The sequence below is a fragment of the Asanoa sp. NPDC050611 genome, assembly GCF_040654855.1.
Classification (GTDB): Bacteria; Actinomycetota; Actinomycetes; order Mycobacteriales; family Micromonosporaceae; genus Asanoa.
In genome coordinates, this window is the sequence record NZ_JBFAIU010000031.1 from 1 (window position 1) to 17,372 (window position 17,372).

At 71.4% G+C, this 17,372-nt stretch carries 18 protein-coding genes; 3 read left to right on the top strand and 15 right to left on the bottom strand.

Going from position 1 to position 17,372, the window contains the following annotated elements; translation table 11 throughout:
* Positions 1 to 1,728: chaperonin GroEL (groL, locus tag AB0H87_RS07605; protein WP_360141276.1), on the bottom strand; the 1,728-nt coding region annotated here is incomplete at its 3' end.
* Positions 1,729 to 1,807: 79 nt separating this feature from the next.
* Positions 1,808 to 2,122 (bottom strand): co-chaperone GroES, encoded by a 315-nt coding sequence (gene groES / locus AB0H87_RS07610; RefSeq protein WP_116067010.1) that lies wholly within the window; start codon positions 2,120 to 2,122, stop codon positions 1,808 to 1,810.
* Between the two features lie 209 nt (positions 2,123 to 2,331).
* Between groES and AB0H87_RS07615 the strand changes: the two genes are divergently transcribed.
* Together AB0H87_RS07615 and ybaK are read left to right on the top strand one after the other, a co-directional pair.
* On the top strand, positions 2,332 to 3,492 hold the full coding sequence (locus AB0H87_RS07615) for a methyltransferase domain-containing protein (protein WP_360141280.1): 1,161 nt from the start codon (positions 2,332 to 2,334) through the stop codon (positions 3,490 to 3,492).
* A 9-nt stretch (positions 3,493 to 3,501) separates the two neighbouring features.
* A complete protein-coding gene (gene ybaK / locus AB0H87_RS07620; protein ID WP_360141283.1) occupies positions 3,502 to 3,987 on the top strand; it encodes a Cys-tRNA(Pro) deacylase in 486 nt (161 codons plus the stop codon).
* A 55-nt stretch (positions 3,988 to 4,042) separates the two neighbouring features.
* Here the strand turns inward: ybaK and AB0H87_RS07625 are convergent, their stop codons facing one another.
* From AB0H87_RS07625 to AB0H87_RS07635, 3 genes are all read right to left on the bottom strand, one after another.
* A complete protein-coding gene (locus tag AB0H87_RS07625) occupies positions 4,043 to 5,314 on the bottom strand; it encodes an ABC transporter permease (protein WP_360141286.1) in 1,272 nt (423 codons plus the stop codon).
* A complete protein-coding gene (locus AB0H87_RS07630; RefSeq protein WP_360141289.1) occupies positions 5,311 to 6,132 on the bottom strand; it encodes an ATP-binding cassette domain-containing protein in 822 nt (273 codons plus the stop codon). The genes AB0H87_RS07625 and AB0H87_RS07630 overlap by 4 nt, the downstream gene beginning before the upstream one ends.
* A 97-nt stretch (positions 6,133 to 6,229) precedes the next feature.
* The gene (locus AB0H87_RS07635; RefSeq protein ID WP_360141292.1) at positions 6,230 to 7,342 is read right to left on the bottom strand and encodes a substrate-binding domain-containing protein; all 1,113 of its coding nucleotides are present in this window, start codon (positions 7,340 to 7,342) and stop codon (positions 6,230 to 6,232) included.
* Between the two features lie 243 nt (positions 7,343 to 7,585).
* Here AB0H87_RS07635 and AB0H87_RS07640 point away from each other — a divergent pair, with 243 nt between their 5' ends.
* Complete coding sequence (locus AB0H87_RS07640) at positions 7,586 to 7,858, top strand: DUF1707 domain-containing protein (RefSeq protein ID WP_360141295.1); 273 nt, start codon at positions 7,586 to 7,588, stop codon at positions 7,856 to 7,858.
* A 10-nt stretch (positions 7,859 to 7,868) separates the two neighbouring features.
* Here AB0H87_RS07640 and AB0H87_RS07645 read toward each other — a convergent pair whose 3' ends face one another.
* From AB0H87_RS07645 to alr, 10 genes are all read right to left on the bottom strand, one after another.
* Positions 7,869 to 9,659 carry an ABC transporter ATP-binding protein gene (locus AB0H87_RS07645; RefSeq protein ID WP_360141298.1) on the bottom strand — a complete coding sequence of 597 codons (1,791 nt, stop codon included), beginning with the start codon at positions 9,657 to 9,659 and terminating at the stop codon, positions 7,869 to 7,871.
* 73 nt (positions 9,660 to 9,732) lie between these two features.
* The gene (locus tag AB0H87_RS07650) at positions 9,733 to 11,430 is read right to left on the bottom strand and encodes an ABC transporter ATP-binding protein (RefSeq protein WP_360141301.1); all 1,698 of its coding nucleotides are present in this window, start codon (positions 11,428 to 11,430) and stop codon (positions 9,733 to 9,735) included.
* 44 nt (positions 11,431 to 11,474) lie between these two features.
* Positions 11,475 to 11,729: a hypothetical protein gene (locus tag AB0H87_RS07655; RefSeq protein WP_360141304.1), complete on the bottom strand. Its 255-nt coding sequence runs from the start codon at positions 11,727 to 11,729 to the stop codon at positions 11,475 to 11,477.
* A gap of 11 nt (positions 11,730 to 11,740) precedes the next feature.
* On the bottom strand, positions 11,741 to 12,784 hold the full coding sequence (gene tsaD, locus AB0H87_RS07660) for a tRNA (adenosine(37)-N6)-threonylcarbamoyltransferase complex transferase subunit TsaD (RefSeq protein ID WP_360141307.1): 1,044 nt from the start codon (positions 12,782 to 12,784) through the stop codon (positions 11,741 to 11,743).
* A complete protein-coding gene (rimI, locus tag AB0H87_RS07665) occupies positions 12,777 to 13,214 on the bottom strand; it encodes a ribosomal protein S18-alanine N-acetyltransferase (protein ID WP_360141310.1) in 438 nt (145 codons plus the stop codon). Before rimI ends, tsaD begins: the two co-directional genes overlap by 8 nt.
* Positions 13,211 to 13,879: a tRNA (adenosine(37)-N6)-threonylcarbamoyltransferase complex dimerization subunit type 1 TsaB gene (gene tsaB / locus AB0H87_RS07670; RefSeq protein WP_360141313.1), complete on the bottom strand. Its 669-nt coding sequence runs from the start codon at positions 13,877 to 13,879 to the stop codon at positions 13,211 to 13,213. Before tsaB ends, rimI begins: the two co-directional genes overlap by 4 nt.
* Before the next feature lie 143 nt (positions 13,880 to 14,022).
* Positions 14,023 to 14,706, bottom strand: coding sequence for a uracil-DNA glycosylase (ung, locus tag AB0H87_RS07675; RefSeq protein ID WP_360141316.1), 684 nt, complete (start codon positions 14,704 to 14,706; stop codon positions 14,023 to 14,025).
* Positions 14,703 to 15,188, bottom strand: a complete 486-nt coding sequence (gene tsaE / locus AB0H87_RS07680) for a tRNA (adenosine(37)-N6)-threonylcarbamoyltransferase complex ATPase subunit type 1 TsaE (RefSeq protein ID WP_360141319.1) — start codon at positions 15,186 to 15,188, stop codon at positions 14,703 to 14,705. Before tsaE ends, ung begins: the two co-directional genes overlap by 4 nt.
* On the bottom strand, positions 15,185 to 16,249 hold the full coding sequence (locus AB0H87_RS07685; RefSeq protein ID WP_360141322.1) for an alpha/beta hydrolase: 1,065 nt from the start codon (positions 16,247 to 16,249) through the stop codon (positions 15,185 to 15,187). The genes tsaE and AB0H87_RS07685 overlap by 4 nt, the downstream gene beginning before the upstream one ends.
* A complete protein-coding gene (alr, locus tag AB0H87_RS07690) occupies positions 16,246 to 17,367 on the bottom strand; it encodes an alanine racemase (RefSeq protein ID WP_360141325.1) in 1,122 nt (373 codons plus the stop codon). Before alr ends, AB0H87_RS07685 begins: the two co-directional genes overlap by 4 nt.
* Positions 17,368 to 17,372 lie beyond the last annotated feature (5 nt).

Here is a 17,372-nt window from a genome sequence, read left to right on the forward strand (position 1 = left end):
CTTCGGGATCGTGCGGCCGTAGCGCGACGTCCAGTAGGCCAGCGCCTCACCCGGCTCGTCGGCGCGGCGCAGCACCGAGGCGACGATCTGCCGGCAACCAGGACCGTGCTGGTGGCCGTGTCCGTGGCCGTGACCGCCCTCGGCGGGCTCCGCCTTCTCCGGCTTCTCGACCACCAGGCTCTCGGTGGTGAGCAGCAGGCCGGCGATCGACGCGGCGTTGAGCACCGCGTTGCGGGTCACCTTGACCGGGTCGATGATGCCGGCCTTGCCCAGGTCGACGAACTCGCCGGTCGCGGCGTTGAGGCCGTGGCCCCAGCCCTTCTCGCGGACCTTCTCCACGATGACGTAACCGTCGTGGCCGGCGTTCTCGGCGATCCAGCGCAGCGGCTCGTTGAGCGCCTTGCGGACGATCGAGACGCCGGTCTTCTGGTCGCCGGTCAGGCCCAGGTCGCCGTCGAGGACGGTGGTGATCTGCGCCAGGGCGGCGCCGCCGCCCGGGACCGTGCCCTCCTCGACCGCGGCCTTGGTGGCGGCGATCGCGTCCTCGATGCGGTGCTTGCGCTCCTTGAGCTCCACCTCGGTGGCGCCGCCGGCCTTGATCACCGCGATGCCGCCGGACAGCTTCGCGAGCCGCTCGGCCAGCTTCTCCTTGTCCCAGTCGGAGTCCGACGCCTCGATCTCCTTGCGGATCTGCGAGATCCGCTCGGCGACCTCGGTGTCGTTGCCCCGGCCGTCGACAACGGTGGTGTTGTCCTTGTCGATGACGATGCGGCGGGCCGAACCGAGCTGGTCGAGGCCGACCTGGTCGAGCTTGTAGCCGAGCTCGGGGGCGATCACCTCGCCACCGGTCAGGATCGCCATGTCCTGCAGCATCGCCTTGCGCCGGTCACCGAAGCCCGGCGCCTTGACGGCGGCGATCTTCAGGGTCTTGCGCACGGCGTTGACCGCGAGCGTCGCGAGCGCCTGGCCCTCGACGTCCTCGGCCACGAGCAGCAGCGGCTTGCCGGCCTGGACGACCTTCTCCAGCAGCGGGAGCAGCTCCTCGACCGCGGAGATCTTCTGGGTGGTGATCAGGATGTACGGCTCGTCGAGGACGGCCTCCTGCGACTCCGGGTCGGTCACGAAGTGCGGGGAGATGTAGCCCTTGTCGAACTGCAGACCCTCGGTGACCTCCAGCTCGGTGGCCAGCGTCGAGCCTTCCTCGACGGTGATGACACCGTCGCGGCCGACCTTCTCCATCGCCTCGGAGATCAGTTCGCCGATGGTGGCGTCCTGGGCCGAGATGGTGGCGACGTTGGCGATGGAGCCCTTGGTGTCGACGTCGGAGGCCTTGCCGAGCAGCGCCTCGGACACCGCGTTGGCAGCCGCGTCGATGCCGCGCTTGAGGTCGCTCGGGTTGGCACCGGCGGCCACGTTGCGCAGGCCCTCGCGGACCATCGCCTGGGCCAGGACCGTCGCGGTGGTGGTGCCGTCACCCGCCACGTCGTTGGTCTTGGTCGCCACCTCCTTGACGAGCTGAGCGCCCAGGTTCTCGTAGGGGTTGGTGAGCTCGATCTCCTTGGCGATGGTCACGCCATCGTTGGTGATCGTCGGAGCGCCGAACTTCTTGTCGAGGACGACGTTGCGCCCGCGCGGGCCGAGGGTGACCTTGACCGTGTCCGCGAGGGTGTTGACGCCGTGCTCGAGCAGGTGCCGGGCGTCGTCCGAGAAGCTCAGGATCTTCGCCATTTAAAGTCCCTTCAAACGCGCGAGGCCCCGGCCCGGGCAGAACCGGTCCGGGGCGACGCGCACTTCAGCTTCTGGTCGCTTACTTCTCGATGACCGCGAGGACGTCGCGGGCGGAGAGCACCAGGTACTCCTCGCCGGCGTACTTGACCTCGGTGCCGCCGTACTTCGAGTAGATCACCGTGTCGCCGACCTTGACGTCAACCGGGACGCGGTTGCCGTTGTCGTCGATCCGGCCCGGGCCGACGGCGATGACGGTGCCCTCTTGCGGCTTCTCCTTGGCGGTGTCGGGGATCACGATGCCCGACGCCGTGGTCGTCTCGGCCTCGTTGGCCTGGACGAGGATGCGGTCCTCGAGCGGCTTGATCGCAACCTTGGTCGCGGTAGTCACGGGCATACCCTCCTGGGGTATCAGGTTCGTAACCGGCCGAGGATCCGGCCGGCGCCAATTTGCCTCATGCCACCAGGGCGGGTCCGTCGTCGCGGGTGCCGGGCCTGCCTGGCGTTGTTGGCACCCTCAGACCGAGAGTGCTAATCGCAGGTTATTCCGCGACTAGCACTCCGTCAAGGAGAGTGCCAACGCGCCACACCCGGGAGAATCGGTGTGTGAGCCTGGCTGCCCTGCGTACCCCCGATGGTGAGGCCGCCCTGTCCGCGGCCGCTTCGCTGGCCGGCGGTGACCCGCTGGCCGCGGCCGCCGCGCTGCGTGCCGCCGGCGTGCCACCCGACCTGGCCGCGGCGGCACTCACGCAGGCCACGCTACGCCGGCAGGCGGTCGCGAAGTTCGGCGCCGACGCGGGTCACATGTTCTTCACCCGGGCGGGGCTGGAGCAGGCGACCCGCGCGGTGGTGGCGCAGCGGCGGGCGGCCCGGCTGGTCGCGGCCGGCGTCCGGTCGCTGGTCGACCTGGGTTGCGGGATCGGGGCGGACTCGCTGGCCGCGGCCCGGGCCGGCATGCGGGTGGTCGGCGTCGAGCGCGACGAGACGACGGCCGCGGTCGCGGCCGCCAACGGGGCCGGCCTCTTCTCCGTCGTCGAGGGCGACGCCGTGACCTTCGACGTCAGCGGTTTCGACGCGGTGTTCTGCGACCCGGCCCGCCGCTCGACGGGCGGCCGCCGGGTGTTCGACCCGGCCGCCTACTCGCCGCCGTGGGACTTCGTCGAGGGCCTGGCCGCCCGGGTGCCGCGGCTGGCGGTCAAGGTGGCGCCCGGGTTCGACCAGGCCCGCGTGCCCGCCGGCGCCGAGATCGAGCTGGTCAGCGTCGACCGCGAGGTGGTCGAGGCGACGCTGTGGTGCGGCGCGCTGGCGGCGGTGCCGCGCCGGGCGACCGTGCTGCGCGGCGGGGTGGCGGGCGAGCTGACCGGCTCGGGCGTCCAGGCCGCTCCGGTCGGCCCGGTGGCGGAGTTCCTCTACGACCCCGACGGCGCCGTGGTCCGGGCCGGGCTGGTCGCCGAGTTCGCCGCGCTGGTCGACGGCCACCTGGGCGACCTGACCATCGCGTACGTCTGGGCCTCGGCGGCGGTGCCGACGGGCTTCGCCCGCTGCTTCCGGGTGACCGACGTGCTGCCGTTCTCCCTCAAGCGGCTGCGGGCCGAGCTGCGGAACCGCGGGATCGGCACCGTGGAGATCCTCAAGCGCGGCTCGGCCCTCGACCCGGCCCAGTTGCGCCGCGACCTGCGGCTGTCCGGGACGGCATCGACCTCGCTGCTGCTGACCCGGGTGGCGGGTGCTCAGGTCGCCGTGCTGGCCCAGCCGGTGGCCTTATAGCCTTTGCTGGTGGCCAAACGAGCCCAGGGAACTCCCGCGACGGTGGTGCTGACGCGCGAGAAGGTGCCGTTCACGACGCATCCGTACGAGGTCGACCCGAAGACACCGGCGTACGGCGAGGCGGTGGCGGCGGCGTTGGGCATCGACCCGCCCCGGGTGTTCAAGACCCTGGTCGCCAGCGTCGACGGCCAGCTGGGCGTGGGCATCGTGCCGGTGGCCCGCTCACTGGACCTGAAGGCACTGGCGGCGGCACTGGGCGGCAAGAAGGCTGCGATGGCCGAGCCGGCCGCGGCCGAGCGGGCGACGGGCTACGTGACGGGCGGGATCTCGCCGCTGGGCCAGCGTTCCCGGCTGCCGATCGTCCTGGACGAGTCGGCCATGGGCCACGAGACCATCTTCGTCTCGGCCGGCAAGCGCGGCCTGCAGGTGGAGCTGTCCCCGACGGACCTGGTCAACCTGACCGGCGCCGCGGTGGCGGCCATCGCCACCGCTTAGCCCATTCAAGGCGAAAGGCCCGGTGGCCGAAGCCACCGGGCCTTGTCGACCGTCGTCAGACCCGACCGGTGGACCGGGCACGCCGGCGCGAGATCGCGTCGACGCTTGCCGCCACCAGGAGGACCAGGCCCGTCACCATGTAGACCACGGCGGAGGGCTGGTTGAGCAGGCCCATGCCGTTGATGATGATCGCGATCACGAAGCCACCGAGGATGGCGTCCACGATCCGGCCCTTGCCGCCGAAGAGGCTCGTGCCGCCGATGACGGCCGCGCCCACCGCGTAGAGCAGGGTCGAGGCGCCGCCGGTGCCGGGCGAGATCGAGTTGTCGCGGCTGGCGAGCATGATGCCGCCGACCGCGGCCAGCGTCGAGGCGATCATGAAGCAGGCCAGCTTGACCATGCCCACGTTGATGCCGGCGCGGCGGGCCGCTTCGGCGTTGCCGCCGACCGCGTAGACGTGCCGCCCGAACGACGTCTTGGTGAGCACGAAGGTCAGGCCGACCAGCAGGACCAGCAGCACCGCCACCACGATCGGCACGCCCTTGAGCGAGGTGATCGCGGGGTTGCGGCTGCGCTCGACGCTGAGCCAGTAGGTGGCCAGACCGAGCAGCACCGCCAGGGCGGCGATCTTGGCGAAGGTCACCTGGATCGCCTCGTACGTCAGGCCGCTGGCCCGCCGCTTCACGTTGCGCCGCAGCACGATGGCCGCGTAGCCACCGACGACCAGGGCGAACAGGGCCCAGCCCAACCAGACCGGCATGTCGTTGTTGTTGATCGCGCGCAGCGTCTCGTCGCGGATCGCGATCGTGCCGCCCTCGCCGATCAACTGGAGCAGCACGCCCTGCAGCGCCAGGAACGCCGCCAGGGTCACGACGAACGACGGGATGCCGAGCTTCGCGACCAGGAGACCGATCAGCAGGCCCACCACGGCGCCGGTGACCAGACAGGCCAGCAGGCCCACCGGCCAGGACCAGCCCCAGCGGGTGACCACCACGCCCATCACCGCCGCCGCCGTGCCCGCCGTGTAACCGGCGGACAGGTCGATCTCACCCAGCAACAGGACGAAGACCAGGCCCATCGCGATGACGATGACGGCCGCCGCCTGGTGGATCAGGTTGGCGAAGTTGAACGCGTTGGTGAACGTGTTGGGTCGCAACGCCGCGAACACGATGACGAGCGCGATGATGCCGAGCAGCGCGGGCAGGGAGCCGGCGTCGCCGCCGCGGACCCGGGCCCACCAGTTGCCGAACGCGGCGAACAGCGGGTTGGTCGGTGCCGTCGGCTCGACGTGCTCCTCGGGCGTCTCGACCTTCGTCGGGGCGGTCATTTCAACTCCCCGTTGCCGTTGGTGATGCCGCCGATGGCATCCGACCGACCGGTCGTGATGACCTCGACGACCTGGTTGCTCTTCACGTCCTTGGCCTTCATCTGTGCCGCCATGCGACCCAGGTAGAGGACCGAGATGCGGTCGGCCACCTGGAACACGTCGTTGAGGTTGTGGCTGATCAGCACGACCGCCAGGCCGTTGTCGGCCAACTGGCGCACCAACCGCAGGACCTGCTCGGTCTGCGCGACGCCCAGCGCCGCGGTCGGCTCGTCGAGCACGACCAGCTTGGAGTTCCAGATCACCGCGCGGGCGATCGCCACCGTCTGGCGCTGGCCACCGGAGAGGCTCGCGACCACCTGGCGGATCGACTTGACCGTGCGGACCGAGAGGCCGGCCAGCGTCTCCTGAGCCCGGCGCTCCATGGTCGCCTCGTCGAGGATGCCGTTCTTCGTGACCTCGCGGCCGAGGAACAGGTTGTCGACGATGTCCAGGTTGTCGCAGAGCGCCAGGTCCTGGTAGACGACCTCGATGCCGAGGTCGTTGGCGTGCTTGGGGTTCGTCACCGTGACGTGCTTGCCGTCGAAGACGTACTCCCCCGAATCGAACGGCTGGCTGCCGGCGATCCCCTTGATCAGAGTGCTCTTGCCCGCGCCGTTGTCGCCGACCAGCGCGGTCACCTGTCCCGCATATGCATCGAAGTCCACGTCCTGCAGGACGTGGACCGCACCGAAGCTCTTGTTGATCCCGCGCAGCGACAGGATCGGCGCGGCGTCCTCCGTCGCCGTCGCCGTAGCCGCAGCGCCCTCCGGCACCGTCATGGTCACCTCACTAGTTGTTTCCCGGCCCGGCAGTAACCGTGGCCTTAAGCGCCCAGAGGGCCCGGCAGGTCATCCCTGCCGGGCCCTTCGGCATTGGTTACTGAACGCCCGCGGACGTGCAGAGCGCGGCGTACTGGCCGGTGCAGATGTCGCTGGCCTTCCAGAAGCCGTCAGCGATGACGTCCTTGACGGAGTCCTTGTAGATGGCCTGCGGGGTGGCCAGCGCGGACGGGACGTCCTTGTTCAGGACGGTGTCCTTGACCGAGCCGTTGACCAGGTCGCTGCCCGGGGTCTCGCCGTTGATCAGCGCGATCGCCAGCTTGGAGGCCGTGTCGGCCTCCTTCTTGATGGCCTTGTAGACCGTCATGCACTGGTTGCCGGAGAGGATGGCCTGCAGGCCTTCCTTGCTGGCGTCCTGGCCGGTCACCGGGACCTTGCCGTTGATCTTGTTGGCGGTCAGACGCGCGATGATGCCCTGCGCCATGGTGTCGTTGGCCGAGATGATGCCGTCGACCTTGCCGCCGTTCTGCGTGTAGAGCTGCTCGAACGCGGTGCCGGCCTTGGTGGCGTCCCAGTTACCGGTCTGGTCACCGACGATCTTGTAGTCGCCGCTGTCCACCTTCGGCTTCAGCGCCTCGACGTAGCCCTGCTTGAACAGCGCGGCGTTGTTGTCGGTCGGGTCACCGTTGATCTGAACGATGTTGGCCTTGGTCTTGCCGTCGTCGGTCAGGCACTTGGTGAGGCCTTCGCCCATCAGCTTGCCGACCTGGACGTTGTCGAAGGAGACGTAGTACGAGGCCTCGCCGCCGAGGGTCAGGCGGTCGTAGTCGATCGTCTTGATGCCGGCGCCCTGTGCCTTCTTCAGGCAGGCGCTGCCGGAGTCAGAGTCGAGGTTGACGATCAGGAGGACGGACACGCCCTCGTTGATCATGCTGTCGCAGAGGGTGCCGAACTTGGCCTTGTCACCGTCGGCGTTCTGGATGTTGGCCGTAATGCCCGCGCTGTCGAAGGCGGCCTTGAGCAGCGGGCGGTCGTTGGCCTCCCAACGCGGCGAGGTCGCGGCGTCGGGCAGGATCACGCCGACCTTCTTGGCGGCGCCTCCGCCGCCGGCAGCGTCGCCGCTGCCTGAGTCATCAGACCCACAACCCGCAAGTGCCAGTGCGCCGACAGCCGCAGCTGCGACGGCGACCGACAGAAATCGGTTACGCATAACCTTGGACTCCTTCATGGCCGTTGAGCGGACCGCGCGGGGGCGAACGGCAGTGTTGACCTCCCGGACCCTCGCGATCCGAAACACAAAATACTCGCGCATTTGTTGAGCAACCTCGCGCGGTCGACACGCTGCCGTAACGATCCGGTCACGGCACTGGAACCGGCTTCAGCGCGTTCGTACGAGGCGAGAAAGCGCTCTCAGAGCGTACGCTTTCGCCCGCGGAGAGGGGATAGGTTGACTTTGGATACTCGTGCGTCGGACGACGATCGACAGCGCGTGGTCGAGCTGCTACAGCGCCACACCGCGGTCGGCCGACTGTCGTTGGACGAGTTCACGGACCGTGTCGGAAATGCCTACAACGCCCGCACTCTGCGTGATCTAGCGGTCGTGACCAGCGATCTTCCGCCGCTTCCTGAGAAGCCTCTCCCAGTCCGCCGTGACCTGATTGTGCTGTTCGCAATCGCAGCCGTGACCTTGTTGTTACTCGCGCTCTACATGGCCGTGACCCGTTAAGGACGACCAGTTACGCCACCGTCGAATAAGGACTTTCTCGCCGTTTCTGGCTCGAATGCCCGTCGGTGCCGTGCCACGACTCCCAGAGCGCCGCGTAGGAACCCCCGGCCGCGACCAACTCGGCGTGGGAACCCAACTCCGTGATCCGCCCGTCCTCGACGACCGCGACCCGATCGGCGTCGTGTGCCGAGAACAGCCGGTGCGCGATCGCGATCACCGTGCGTCCCTGCAGCACAGCGGCAAGTGACCGCTCCAGGTGCCGGGCAGCCCGCGGGTCGATCAGCGAGGTGGCCTCGTCGAGCACCAGCGTGTGCGGGTCGGCCAGCACCAGCCGGGCCAGCGCGAGCTGCTGGGCCTGGGCCGGCGGCACCGGGTGGCCGCCGGTGCCGACCACGGTGTCCAAATCGGACGGCAGCGCGGCGACCCAGTCGAGCGCGTCGACCGCGGCCAGCGCCGAGCGCACCTCGTCGTCGGTGGCGCCCGGCTTGGCCATCACCAGGTTGTCGCGGACGGTGCCGATGAACACGTGGTGTTCCTGGGTCACCAGGGCGACGTGCGAGCGCAGCTCGTCGAGCGGCAGCTCGGCCAGCGGCACGCCGCCGACGGTGACGGAGCCGGCCGTCGGTGCGTGGATGCCCGCCAGCAGGCGGCCCAACGTCGACTTGCCGGCGCCGGACGGGCCGACCATGGCCAGCCGTTCGCCGGGCTCGACGACCAGGTCGATGCCGTGCAGGACGTCACGACCCTCCACATAGGCGTATCGCACGTCCGTGGCCACCAGGCGCTCGCCCCGCGGCGCCGGCGCCTCGGTGTCGACCGGCGCGGGATCGCCGGCGACGCCGAGCAGGCGCGCCAGCGAGGCGCCGCCGACCTGCAGCTCGTCGAGCCAGGACAGCAACCGGTCGAGCGGGTCGACCAGCGCCTGCACGTAGAGCGTCGCCGCGGTCACCTCGCCCAGCGTCACCCAGCCCTCGAGATAGAACCAGCCGCCGGCGAGCAGGGTCGCCACCACGGGCACCACGTAGCCGACCTCGACGATCGGGAACCAAACGGTGCGCAGCATCAGCGTGTAGCGCTCCGCCGCGAAGGAGCGGGCGATGTCGCCGTCGGTGCGGGCGCGGCGGCGGTCCTGCAGGCGCAGCGCCTCGGTGGTCCGGGATCCCTCGACGGTCTCGCTGATGCCGTCGGTGATGTCGGAGTAGGCCGCGTTCTCCCGCAGGTAGCCGGCCGGCGCCCGGCGCAGGTACCAGCGGGTGCCGTACCAGAGCATCGGCACCGCGACGAGACACGGCAGCGCCAGCAGCGGGCTGGTGAGCATGATCGCGCCGACCACGAACGCGGCGGTGACGATCGCGATCAGCGTCTCCGGCATCGCGAAGCGCACGCTGTGCGACAGGGCCGAGACGTCGCGCGAGGTGCGGGTGAGCAGGTCGCCCGTGCCGGCGCGCTCCACCGTGGACAGTGGGATGGCGAGGATCCGGTCGACGAACTCCTCGCGCAGTTCCGCCAGCACCCGCTCGCCGAGCCGCGCGGACCAGAACGTGGCGAACCGCGTCAGCACGGCCTGTGTCACGACGAAGCCGGCGATCGCCAGCGCGATCTCGTCGACGGTGCGCGTGCTGGTGCCGGCGTGCAGACCCTCGACCAGGTTGCCCAGCAGCCTGGGCGCGACCAGCCCCGCGACGGCGGCCAGGCCGTGCAGGCCGAGGACGAGCCCGAGCTGTCGCGGGTGGCGCCGGACCAGTCGACGCGCGTAACGCCGCACCTCGCGCGCGTCCGCGACCGGTAGCTGCCCGCTCATGCTCGCGCCTCGCTTCGCGAGGCCCGGCTCGAGCCCGCGCGACTGAGCCGGCTGATTCGCTCGCTGCGCTCGCTCATTCGTCTTCCTCTCTGGTCACCGCGGCCGCGTAGTCGGGCCGGTTGCGCAGGAGCTCCCGGTGGGTGCCGGCGGCGACGACGCGGCCGTCGGCGACGAAGGCCACCTCGTCGGCCCGGTCGAGCACCAGCGGGCTGGTGGTGCAGACGACCGTCGTGCGGCCGGTGCGGGCCGCGCCGAGCCGGGCGGCGATCCGCGCCTCGGTGTGTGCGTCGACCGCGCTGGTCGGCTCGACCAGCACCAGCGTCTCGGGGTCGGCGACCAGCGCCCGGGCCAGCTTGAGCCGCTGCTGCTGGCCGCCGGAGAACTCCCGGCCGCGTTCGGCGACGACGGCGTCGAGCCCGTCCGGCAGCGCGTCGACCACGTCGCCGGCGCTCGCGGTGTCGAGCGCGCGGCCGATCGCGGCATCGCCCGCGGCCCACGGGTCGAGCTCGGCCCGCAGCGGCCCGGCGAACAGCCGCGCGTCGTTGTCGGCCACCAGGATCCGCTCCCGCACGTCGGTCAGGTCGAGGTCCGCCAGGGGTACGCCGGACAGCGTGACCGCGCCGTCGGCGAACCGGCCGAGCCGGTCGGCGATCGCGGCCGCCTCGCCGGGATCCTTGGCGGCCACCGCCGTGAACCGTCCGGGTTGGACGGTGAGCCCGGACTCCGGGTCGGCCAGCGGCCCGGGCGCGGCGGTCACGGGCGCCGGCGGCGAGCGGAACTCGGGCTCGAGGGTGAACATCCGCACCACCCGGCGGGCGGCCACGTGCCCCTTGGTAATCCGGTCGATCGCCTCGGTGAGCTGGCGCAGCGGGCTGACCAGGAAGGCCGTGTAGCCGTAGAGCGCGACCAGCTCGCCGGCGGTGATCTCGCCGCGCAGCGCGAACCGGGCGCCGAGCCAGGTGACCAGCACCAGGAACATGCCCGGTAGCAGGATCTCGGACGCGGCCAGCAGCGACTCGATCCGCGCGACGCGTACACCGGCGGACCGGAGATCCTGCGACTCGGCCCGGTAGCGGCCGGCGAAGGTCGACTCGCCACCGACGCCGCGCAGCACGCGCAGGCCACCGACGATGTCGCCGGCCCGGGTCGTCAGCTTGCCCTCCTGGTCGCGGTAGACCTGCTGGCGGCGTTGCAGCGGCTTGATCAGCCCGCCGGCGACGAGCATCATCACCGGCACGCCCAGCACGACCACCAGGCCCAGCGGCACCGACGTGTGGAACAGGATCACGCCGACGGTCACCACGGCGACCAGCGAGCCGGTGCCGCGCGCGGTGATGTCGAGGGCGCCGCCGATGTGGTTGATGTCGGAGGTGCCGATGCTGACCACCTCACCGGTCGCGAGCCGCTTGGGCAGCGTGGCGCCGACCCGGTTGGCCTGCCGGACGGTGAGCTGGACGGTGCGGTAGGCGGCGGAGAGCCAGTTGAACGCGGCCATCCGGTGGCGCAGGATGCCGGTCACGCCGGTGACCACACCGAGGCCGAGCAGCACGGCGCCCCAGCGGAGCAGCCCGCCGGGGTCGCGGGTGGTCAGGCCGGCGTCGATCGCCCGCCCGACGGTCGCCGGGACGAACGCCTGGCTGACCATCCAGAGCGTGGCGAAGGCGATCGCCGCGGACAGCGGACGCCAGTTTCGGGCCGCCAGCCACAGGAGGTATCTGGTGGCCGACCGGACGTCGGGCTCGCCGGGATCGGCGACAGGTAAGGGCCGCATAGCATGGCCGAAGTTAAATGATCAACTTCGGGCGGCGCCACCGATTATCGGTCTACCTGGGTGAAGTCCCACTCGTGCGGTGGCCTGGCCACGAGCAGCGGCGGCGGGGCGGTCAGCCGCTCGGGCTCGCCGCGCCATCTGGAAATCACGACGCACCGGTCATCCGACGACGAGAAGACCTCGCTGGTGATGTGCAGCGGGTTGACCTCGATCCGCGGGAGGGCCGTGTCGCAGACCCACTCGACCAGGGCGGGCAGGCGGCCGGGTTCGGCGCGGGCCTCCCACATGCGCACGATCACGTTGCCGGACACTACACACTCACGAGCGTCAACGGCATCGCTGAGTCGGCCGGCAGATCCAGCCGGCTGGGCCGGACCCCCGCCGCCACCAGGTGCGACCCGAGCGCGGCGACCATCGCGCCGTTGTCGGTGCACAGCTTCGGCCGCGGGACCCGCACCGTGATGCCGGCCTTCGCCGCCCGCTGTTCGGCCAGCGCGCGCAGCCGGGAGTTGGCGGCCACGCCGCCGCCGATCACCAGCGTCTCGACGCCGTGCTGCCGGCAGGCGTCGACCGCCTTGGCGGTCAGCACGTCGCAGACCGCGTCCTGGAAGGACGCCGCCACGTCGTTGACCGGCACCGGCTCGCCGGCGCGCTCGCGCGCCTCGACCCACCGGGCCACCGCGGTCTTGAGTCCGGAGAACGAGAAGTCGAACCGGTGCGCCGCCTGGTCCTTGGCGGCGGTCAGGCCGCGCGGGAAGGCGATCGTGGCCTGCCCATCGCGGGCCGCGCGGTCGATCGGCGGGCCGCCGGGGAACGGCATGCCGAGCAGCCGGGCCACCTTGTCGAACGCCTCACCCGCCGCGTCATCGATCGTCGAGCCGAGCGGCACCACGCCGCCGGCCAGGTCGTCGACCAGCAGCAGCGACGAGTGGCCACCGGAGACCAGCAGCGCGATCGCCGGTTCGGGCAGCGGACCGTGCTCCAAGGTGTCCACCGCGACGTGCGCGGCCAGGTGGTTGACGCCGTAGACCGGCTTCTCGGCGGCGATCGCGTAGCCCTTGGCGGCGGCGACGCCGACGAGCAGCGCACCGGCCAGGCCGGGGCCGGCGGTGACGGCGATCGCGTCCACGTCAGCCAGCGTCACGCCGGCCTCGTCGAGCGCGCGCTGCATGGTCGGCACCATGGCCTCGAGGTGCGCCCGGCTGGCCACCTCGGGGACCACGCCGCCGAACCGGGCGTGCAGGTCCACACTGGACGCGAGCGCGTCGGCGAGCAGCGTCGTGCCGCGCACGATGCCCACGCCGGTCTCGTCGCAGGAGGTCTCGATCCCGAGGACCAGGGGTTCGTCAGTCACGTCTCATCACCAGCGCGTCGGTGTTACTGGGTTGGTAATAGCCTCGGCGTACGCCGATCGGCTCGAAACCGTAGGTGGCGTAGAGCTTCTGGGCCGGGGCGTTGTCGACCGCGACCTCCAGCAGCACGGCCCGGGCGTGCTGCCGCTCGGCCTCCGCCAGCAGCGCCTCGAGCATCCGGCGGCCGATTCCCCGGCGCTGGGCGTCCCGGCGCACCGCGATGTTCTGGATCCACGCCTCGTCGCCGTTGACCGCGAGGCCGCCGTAGCCGACAATCTGGTCGCCGTCCTCGGCGACCAGATAGAAGTGGCCGCTGGACAGCTCGTTCCAGAACATGCCGGCCGACCATTTCTCGTCGCCGAACAGGTCCTGCTCGATCGGCAGCAGCGCGGCGATGTGCCACCAGCGCAGCCGGCTGAGGGTGACGGTCACCGCAGCACCGGCTTGTGCCCTCCCGCCGCGACGGCGTCCGGGCGGCGGAGGTAGAGCGGGGTGAGCGGCTCGCTGGGCGCACCGGCGCGGACCCGGTCGGCGGCCAGCTCGGCGAAGGCCTCGACCCGCGGGTAGCGGGGCTCGTCGAGCACCTTGAGCCCGATCTGGTCCGCGTAGACCTGCGCGCCCTCGCCGACCGCCACGGTGGCGCCGGCGGCCAGTTCGGCCACCCGCGCGGGCTGGTCGACGTGCGGGCCCGCGCGCCGGGCGCCGTCCTGGTCGTACAGCGCCCAGTAGACCTCGCGCCGGCGTGCGTCGGTGGCGACGAGGGTGACCTGACCGGGAACGCCGCCGATCGCGTCGAGGGAGCACACTCCGTACGCGGGTACGGACAGCGCCTGGCCCATGCTGGCCGCGGTGACGAGGCCGACCCGCAGGCCGGTGAACGGACCGGGGCCGGTGCCGGCGATGATCGCGCCCAGGTCGCGGACGGTCGCGCCGGCCTGTTCGAGCACGAGATCGATCGCGGGTGCCATCCGCTCGCCGTGCTGCGGCCGGCGGTCGACCACGCGCTGGGTGGACCGCACGACAATGTCGGTCGCGGTGACCTCCACCACGCCGGCCAGCACGGCCTGGGTGGAGGTGTCGACGACGAGAGCAAGCACGATATGCACCTTATCCGGTGAGGGTCTGTCGCGAAGTGCGGGCCGGAGCGAGGCGAGGCCCAGGCGGCACCGTGACTGGCGTGGTTCCAGGCGGCGCCTGGGTCCGCCGCAGCCTGGTCAGCACTTCGCGACAGACCCCCTGGCTAGGCGGGCGCCGAACGGCTCCAGTCGATGGGGGTGAGGCCCGCGTCGGCCAGGGCCTTGTTGGCCGCGCTGAACGGGCGGCTGCCGAGGAAGCCGCGCGGGTTGAGCGGGCTCGGGTGGCCGGCCTCCACCACCACGTGCGCCGGGTTCGTGACCAGGGCCGCCTTCTTGCGGGCGTAGCCGCCCCAGAGCAGGAACACCACCCGCTCGGGCTGGTCCTGCAGCGCCTTGATGGTGGCATCGGTGAACACCTCCCAGCCCTTGTTGGCGTGGGAACCCGCGGCACCCTCGCGCACCGTCAGCACCGCGTTGAGCAGCAGCACCCCTTGCGTCGCCCAGCCACGCAGGTCACCACCGTCGGGTGCGGCGGCGCCGAGGTCGGCGGCCAGCTCCTTGTAGACGTTGCGCAGGGACGGCGGCACGCGTACGCCCGCCTGCACGCTGAAGCTGAGCCCGTGTGCCTGGCCGGCCTTGTGGTAGGGGTCCTGACCCAGGATCACCACCCGGGTGTCGGCCGGCGGGCAGAGCCGGTAGGCGGTGAACAGGTCGGGCAGCGGCGGGAACACCGTGGACGCGGCGTACTCGGCGGCCACGAAGGCGCCCAGGTCGGCGGTCGCGGCCGGGTCGAGGTGCGGCGCGAGCGCCGTCTGCCACTCGGTCGGCAGCAGGTCGGTCAGGTTCACCGGGCGTCCTGCGTGAGGGTCGCGATCCGGGCGGCCCAGTCGCCGCCGGCCGGCTCGAGCTCCACCGTGCGGGTGTCGTCGTCGCGCCGGTCGATGCGTACCCGCAGATGGTCGTCGCGCAGTTGCTCCACGATGCCCTCGCCCCACTCCACGACGGTGACCGCGTCGTCCATCGAGGCGTCGAGGTCGAGCCCGTCGATCTCGGCGAGCGGGTCGGCCGAGGCGCCGATCCGGTATGCGTCGGCGTGCACGAGCGGGACGGTGCCGCCCTGCTCGCGGTCGGGCCGGTGCACCCGGGCGATCACGAACGTCGGCGAGGTGATGTCGCCCCGCACGTGCAGGCCCGCGCCGATGCCTTGCACCAGCGCGGTCTTGCCGGCGCCGAGCGGGCCGGTGAGCACGACCAGGTCGCCGGCGCGCAGCAGCCCGGCCAACCGCGCGCCGAACGCCCGGGTGTCGTCAACGGTGGTCAGCTCGATCATGTAGCGATCTTCTCCAGGAAGGCGATGAGCGTCGCGTTCACCTCGTCGGCGCGTTCGAGCATGACGACGTGTCCGCTGTTGTTGATTTTCACGAACTCGGCGTCCGGCAGGTGCCGGAGGATCTCCTCGGAGTGCGCGACCGGCGTGATCATGTCTTTGTCGCCGACGATGATGACGGTCGGGGTGCGTTCCAGGGCCACCAGCGCCGGGTAGCGGGCGTGGGTGAAGAGCGTGCGCAGGTAGCGGGCGACGGTGTCGACCGAGGTGCGCGCGTTCATCTTCTCCACATAGGACACCAGCGACGGGCTGGGGCGCGACTCGCCGAAGCCGTACCGCCGGGTCAGCAACCAGGCCAGGTCGGTGGCGGCGATCCGGGCCCGGTCGATGGCCGGGCCGGTGAGCCGGGTGGCGCTGTTGACCAGCGGCAACAGTGGGCCGCCGACCCGGCCGATCAGCGCGGGCAGGCCGAGACGGGTCTCGTCGACGAGGCCGCCCGAGGTGGCGATCAGCACGCAGCCCTGCACCCGGTGCTCGAAGAACTCGGGGTAGAGCTCGGCGAACGCCATGATGGTCATGCCGCCCATCGAGTGGCCGACCAGGATCAGCGGGCCGTCCGGGACGGTCTCCTTGAGCACCGCGTGCAGCGTCTCGCCGAGCGCCGGCAGCTCGTATTCGCCGGTCTCCAGCTTGCCGGAGCGGCCGTGGCCGGGCTGGTCGTAGAAGACCATCCGGTGCTCGCCGCGAGCGGTGAGGGCGGTGCGCTGGAAGTGGAACGTGCCCATGTCGAGGCAGAAGCCGTGCACGAAGACGATGGTCGCCTTCGCCGGATCGGCCACCGTCGGCTCGACCACCTCGACGTGGATGTCGGTGCCGTCCGGGGTGTTGACGGCGAGCGACTCGTCGTAGGGCAGTCGGTCGAAGGGCTCGTCCACGTAGGGGTCAGCCACGCCGCGTTTCGAACGGCGGACGACCGCACGCTCGACCGCGATCCCGGTGGCGATCCCGGCCGCGGCCAGACCGACCACCGCGCCGACGATTCCCGCGCGGCGTCGGGTGCTCATTCACCGTCCTCGCCGTCGTACACCCGTGGGGTCCGACTGCTCCCGAACCGGGTGACGATCTCGTAGTTGATGGTGTCGATCGCGGCGGCCCAGTCGTCGGCGGTGGGCTCGCCGTGCTCGCCCGCGCCGAACAGGGTCGCGACGTCGCCGGGCGCGACCGGCTGGTCGCCGACGTCGAGGACGATCTGGTCCATGCAGACCCGACCGGCGACGGTGTGCCGCCGGCCGGCGATGCCGACCGGGCCGACGTTGGAGGCGTGGCGGGGCACGCCGTCGGCGTAGCCGAGCGGGACGACCGCGAGCGTGGTCTCGCGATCGGTCGTGTACGTGTGGCCGTAGGAGACGCCGGTGCCGGCCGGGACCCGCTTGGTCAGCATCACGCGGGCGCGGGCCGTCATCGCGCGGCGCAGGCCGTATTGCTCGCCGGGGACCGGGCTGAGCCCGTAGACCGCGATGCCGGGCCGCACGAGGTCGAAGTGGGCGTCGGGGCGGGTCAGCGTGGCGGCCGAGTTGGCGATGTGGCGCAGCTGCGGGCGAACGCCGAGCCGCTCGGCGACGGCCAGCGCGTCGTGGAACGCCTCGAGCTGGCGGTCGATGGTCTCGTGGCCAGGCGCGTCGGCGTAGACGAAATGGCTCCAGATGGCGACGATCTCGATCGCGCCGTCGGCCTGGGCCTTGGCGGCGGCCTCGACGAGGGCGGGCCAGTCGTCGGCGGTGGCGCCGCCGCGGGACAGGCCGGTGTCGATCTTGAGGTGAACGCGCGTGGGCCGTTGCGCCTTCTGGGCCGCCGTGATCATCTCGTCGAGCTGGCCGTGGCTGGCGGCGCTGAGGTCGATGTCGTTGGCGACGCCCTCGTGCAGGGGCAGGCCGGGGGCGAGCAGCCAGGCCAGGACGGGCGCGGTGATGCCGGCCCGGCGCAGGTCGAGGGCCTCGTCGAGGGTGCAGACGCCGAGCCAGGTCGCGCCGCCCTGCAGCGCCGCCCGGGCGGCCGGGACCATGCCGTGGCCGTAACCGTCGCCCTTGACGACCGCCATCACCGCGGCGCTCGTGCCGGCGCGCAGCCGGGCCACGTTGTCGCGGATCGCGTCGAGGTCGACGCGGACTTCGGCTTGCCACATGCTGC

Coding starts and splice junctions, on each gene's coding strand:
- groES (WP_116067010.1), bottom strand. CDS start 2,122: ATGCCCGTGACTACCGCGACCAAGGTTGCGATCAAGCCGCTCGAGGAC.
- AB0H87_RS07625 (WP_360141286.1), bottom strand. CDS start 5,314: ATGACCGCCCCGACGAAGGTCGAGACGCCCGAGGAGCACGTCGAGCCG.
- AB0H87_RS07630 (WP_360141289.1), bottom strand. CDS start 6,132: ATGACGGTGCCGGAGGGCGCTGCGGCTACGGCGACGGCGACGGAGGAC.
- AB0H87_RS07635 (WP_360141292.1), bottom strand. CDS start 7,342: ATGCGTAACCGATTTCTGTCGGTCGCCGTCGCAGCTGCGGCTGTCGGC.
- AB0H87_RS07645 (WP_360141298.1), bottom strand. CDS start 9,659: ATGAGCGGGCAGCTACCGGTCGCGGACGCGCGCGAGGTGCGGCGTTAC.
- AB0H87_RS07650 (WP_360141301.1), bottom strand. CDS start 11,430: ATGCGGCCCTTACCTGTCGCCGATCCCGGCGAGCCCGACGTCCGGTCG.
- tsaE (WP_360141319.1), bottom strand. CDS start 15,188: ATGATCGAGCTGACCACCGTTGACGACACCCGGGCGTTCGGCGCGCGG.
- AB0H87_RS07685 (WP_360141322.1), bottom strand. CDS start 16,249: ATGAGCACCCGACGCCGCGCGGGAATCGTCGGCGCGGTGGTCGGTCTG.
- alr (WP_360141325.1), bottom strand. CDS start 17,367: ATGTGGCAAGCCGAAGTCCGCGTCGACCTCGACGCGATCCGCGACAAC.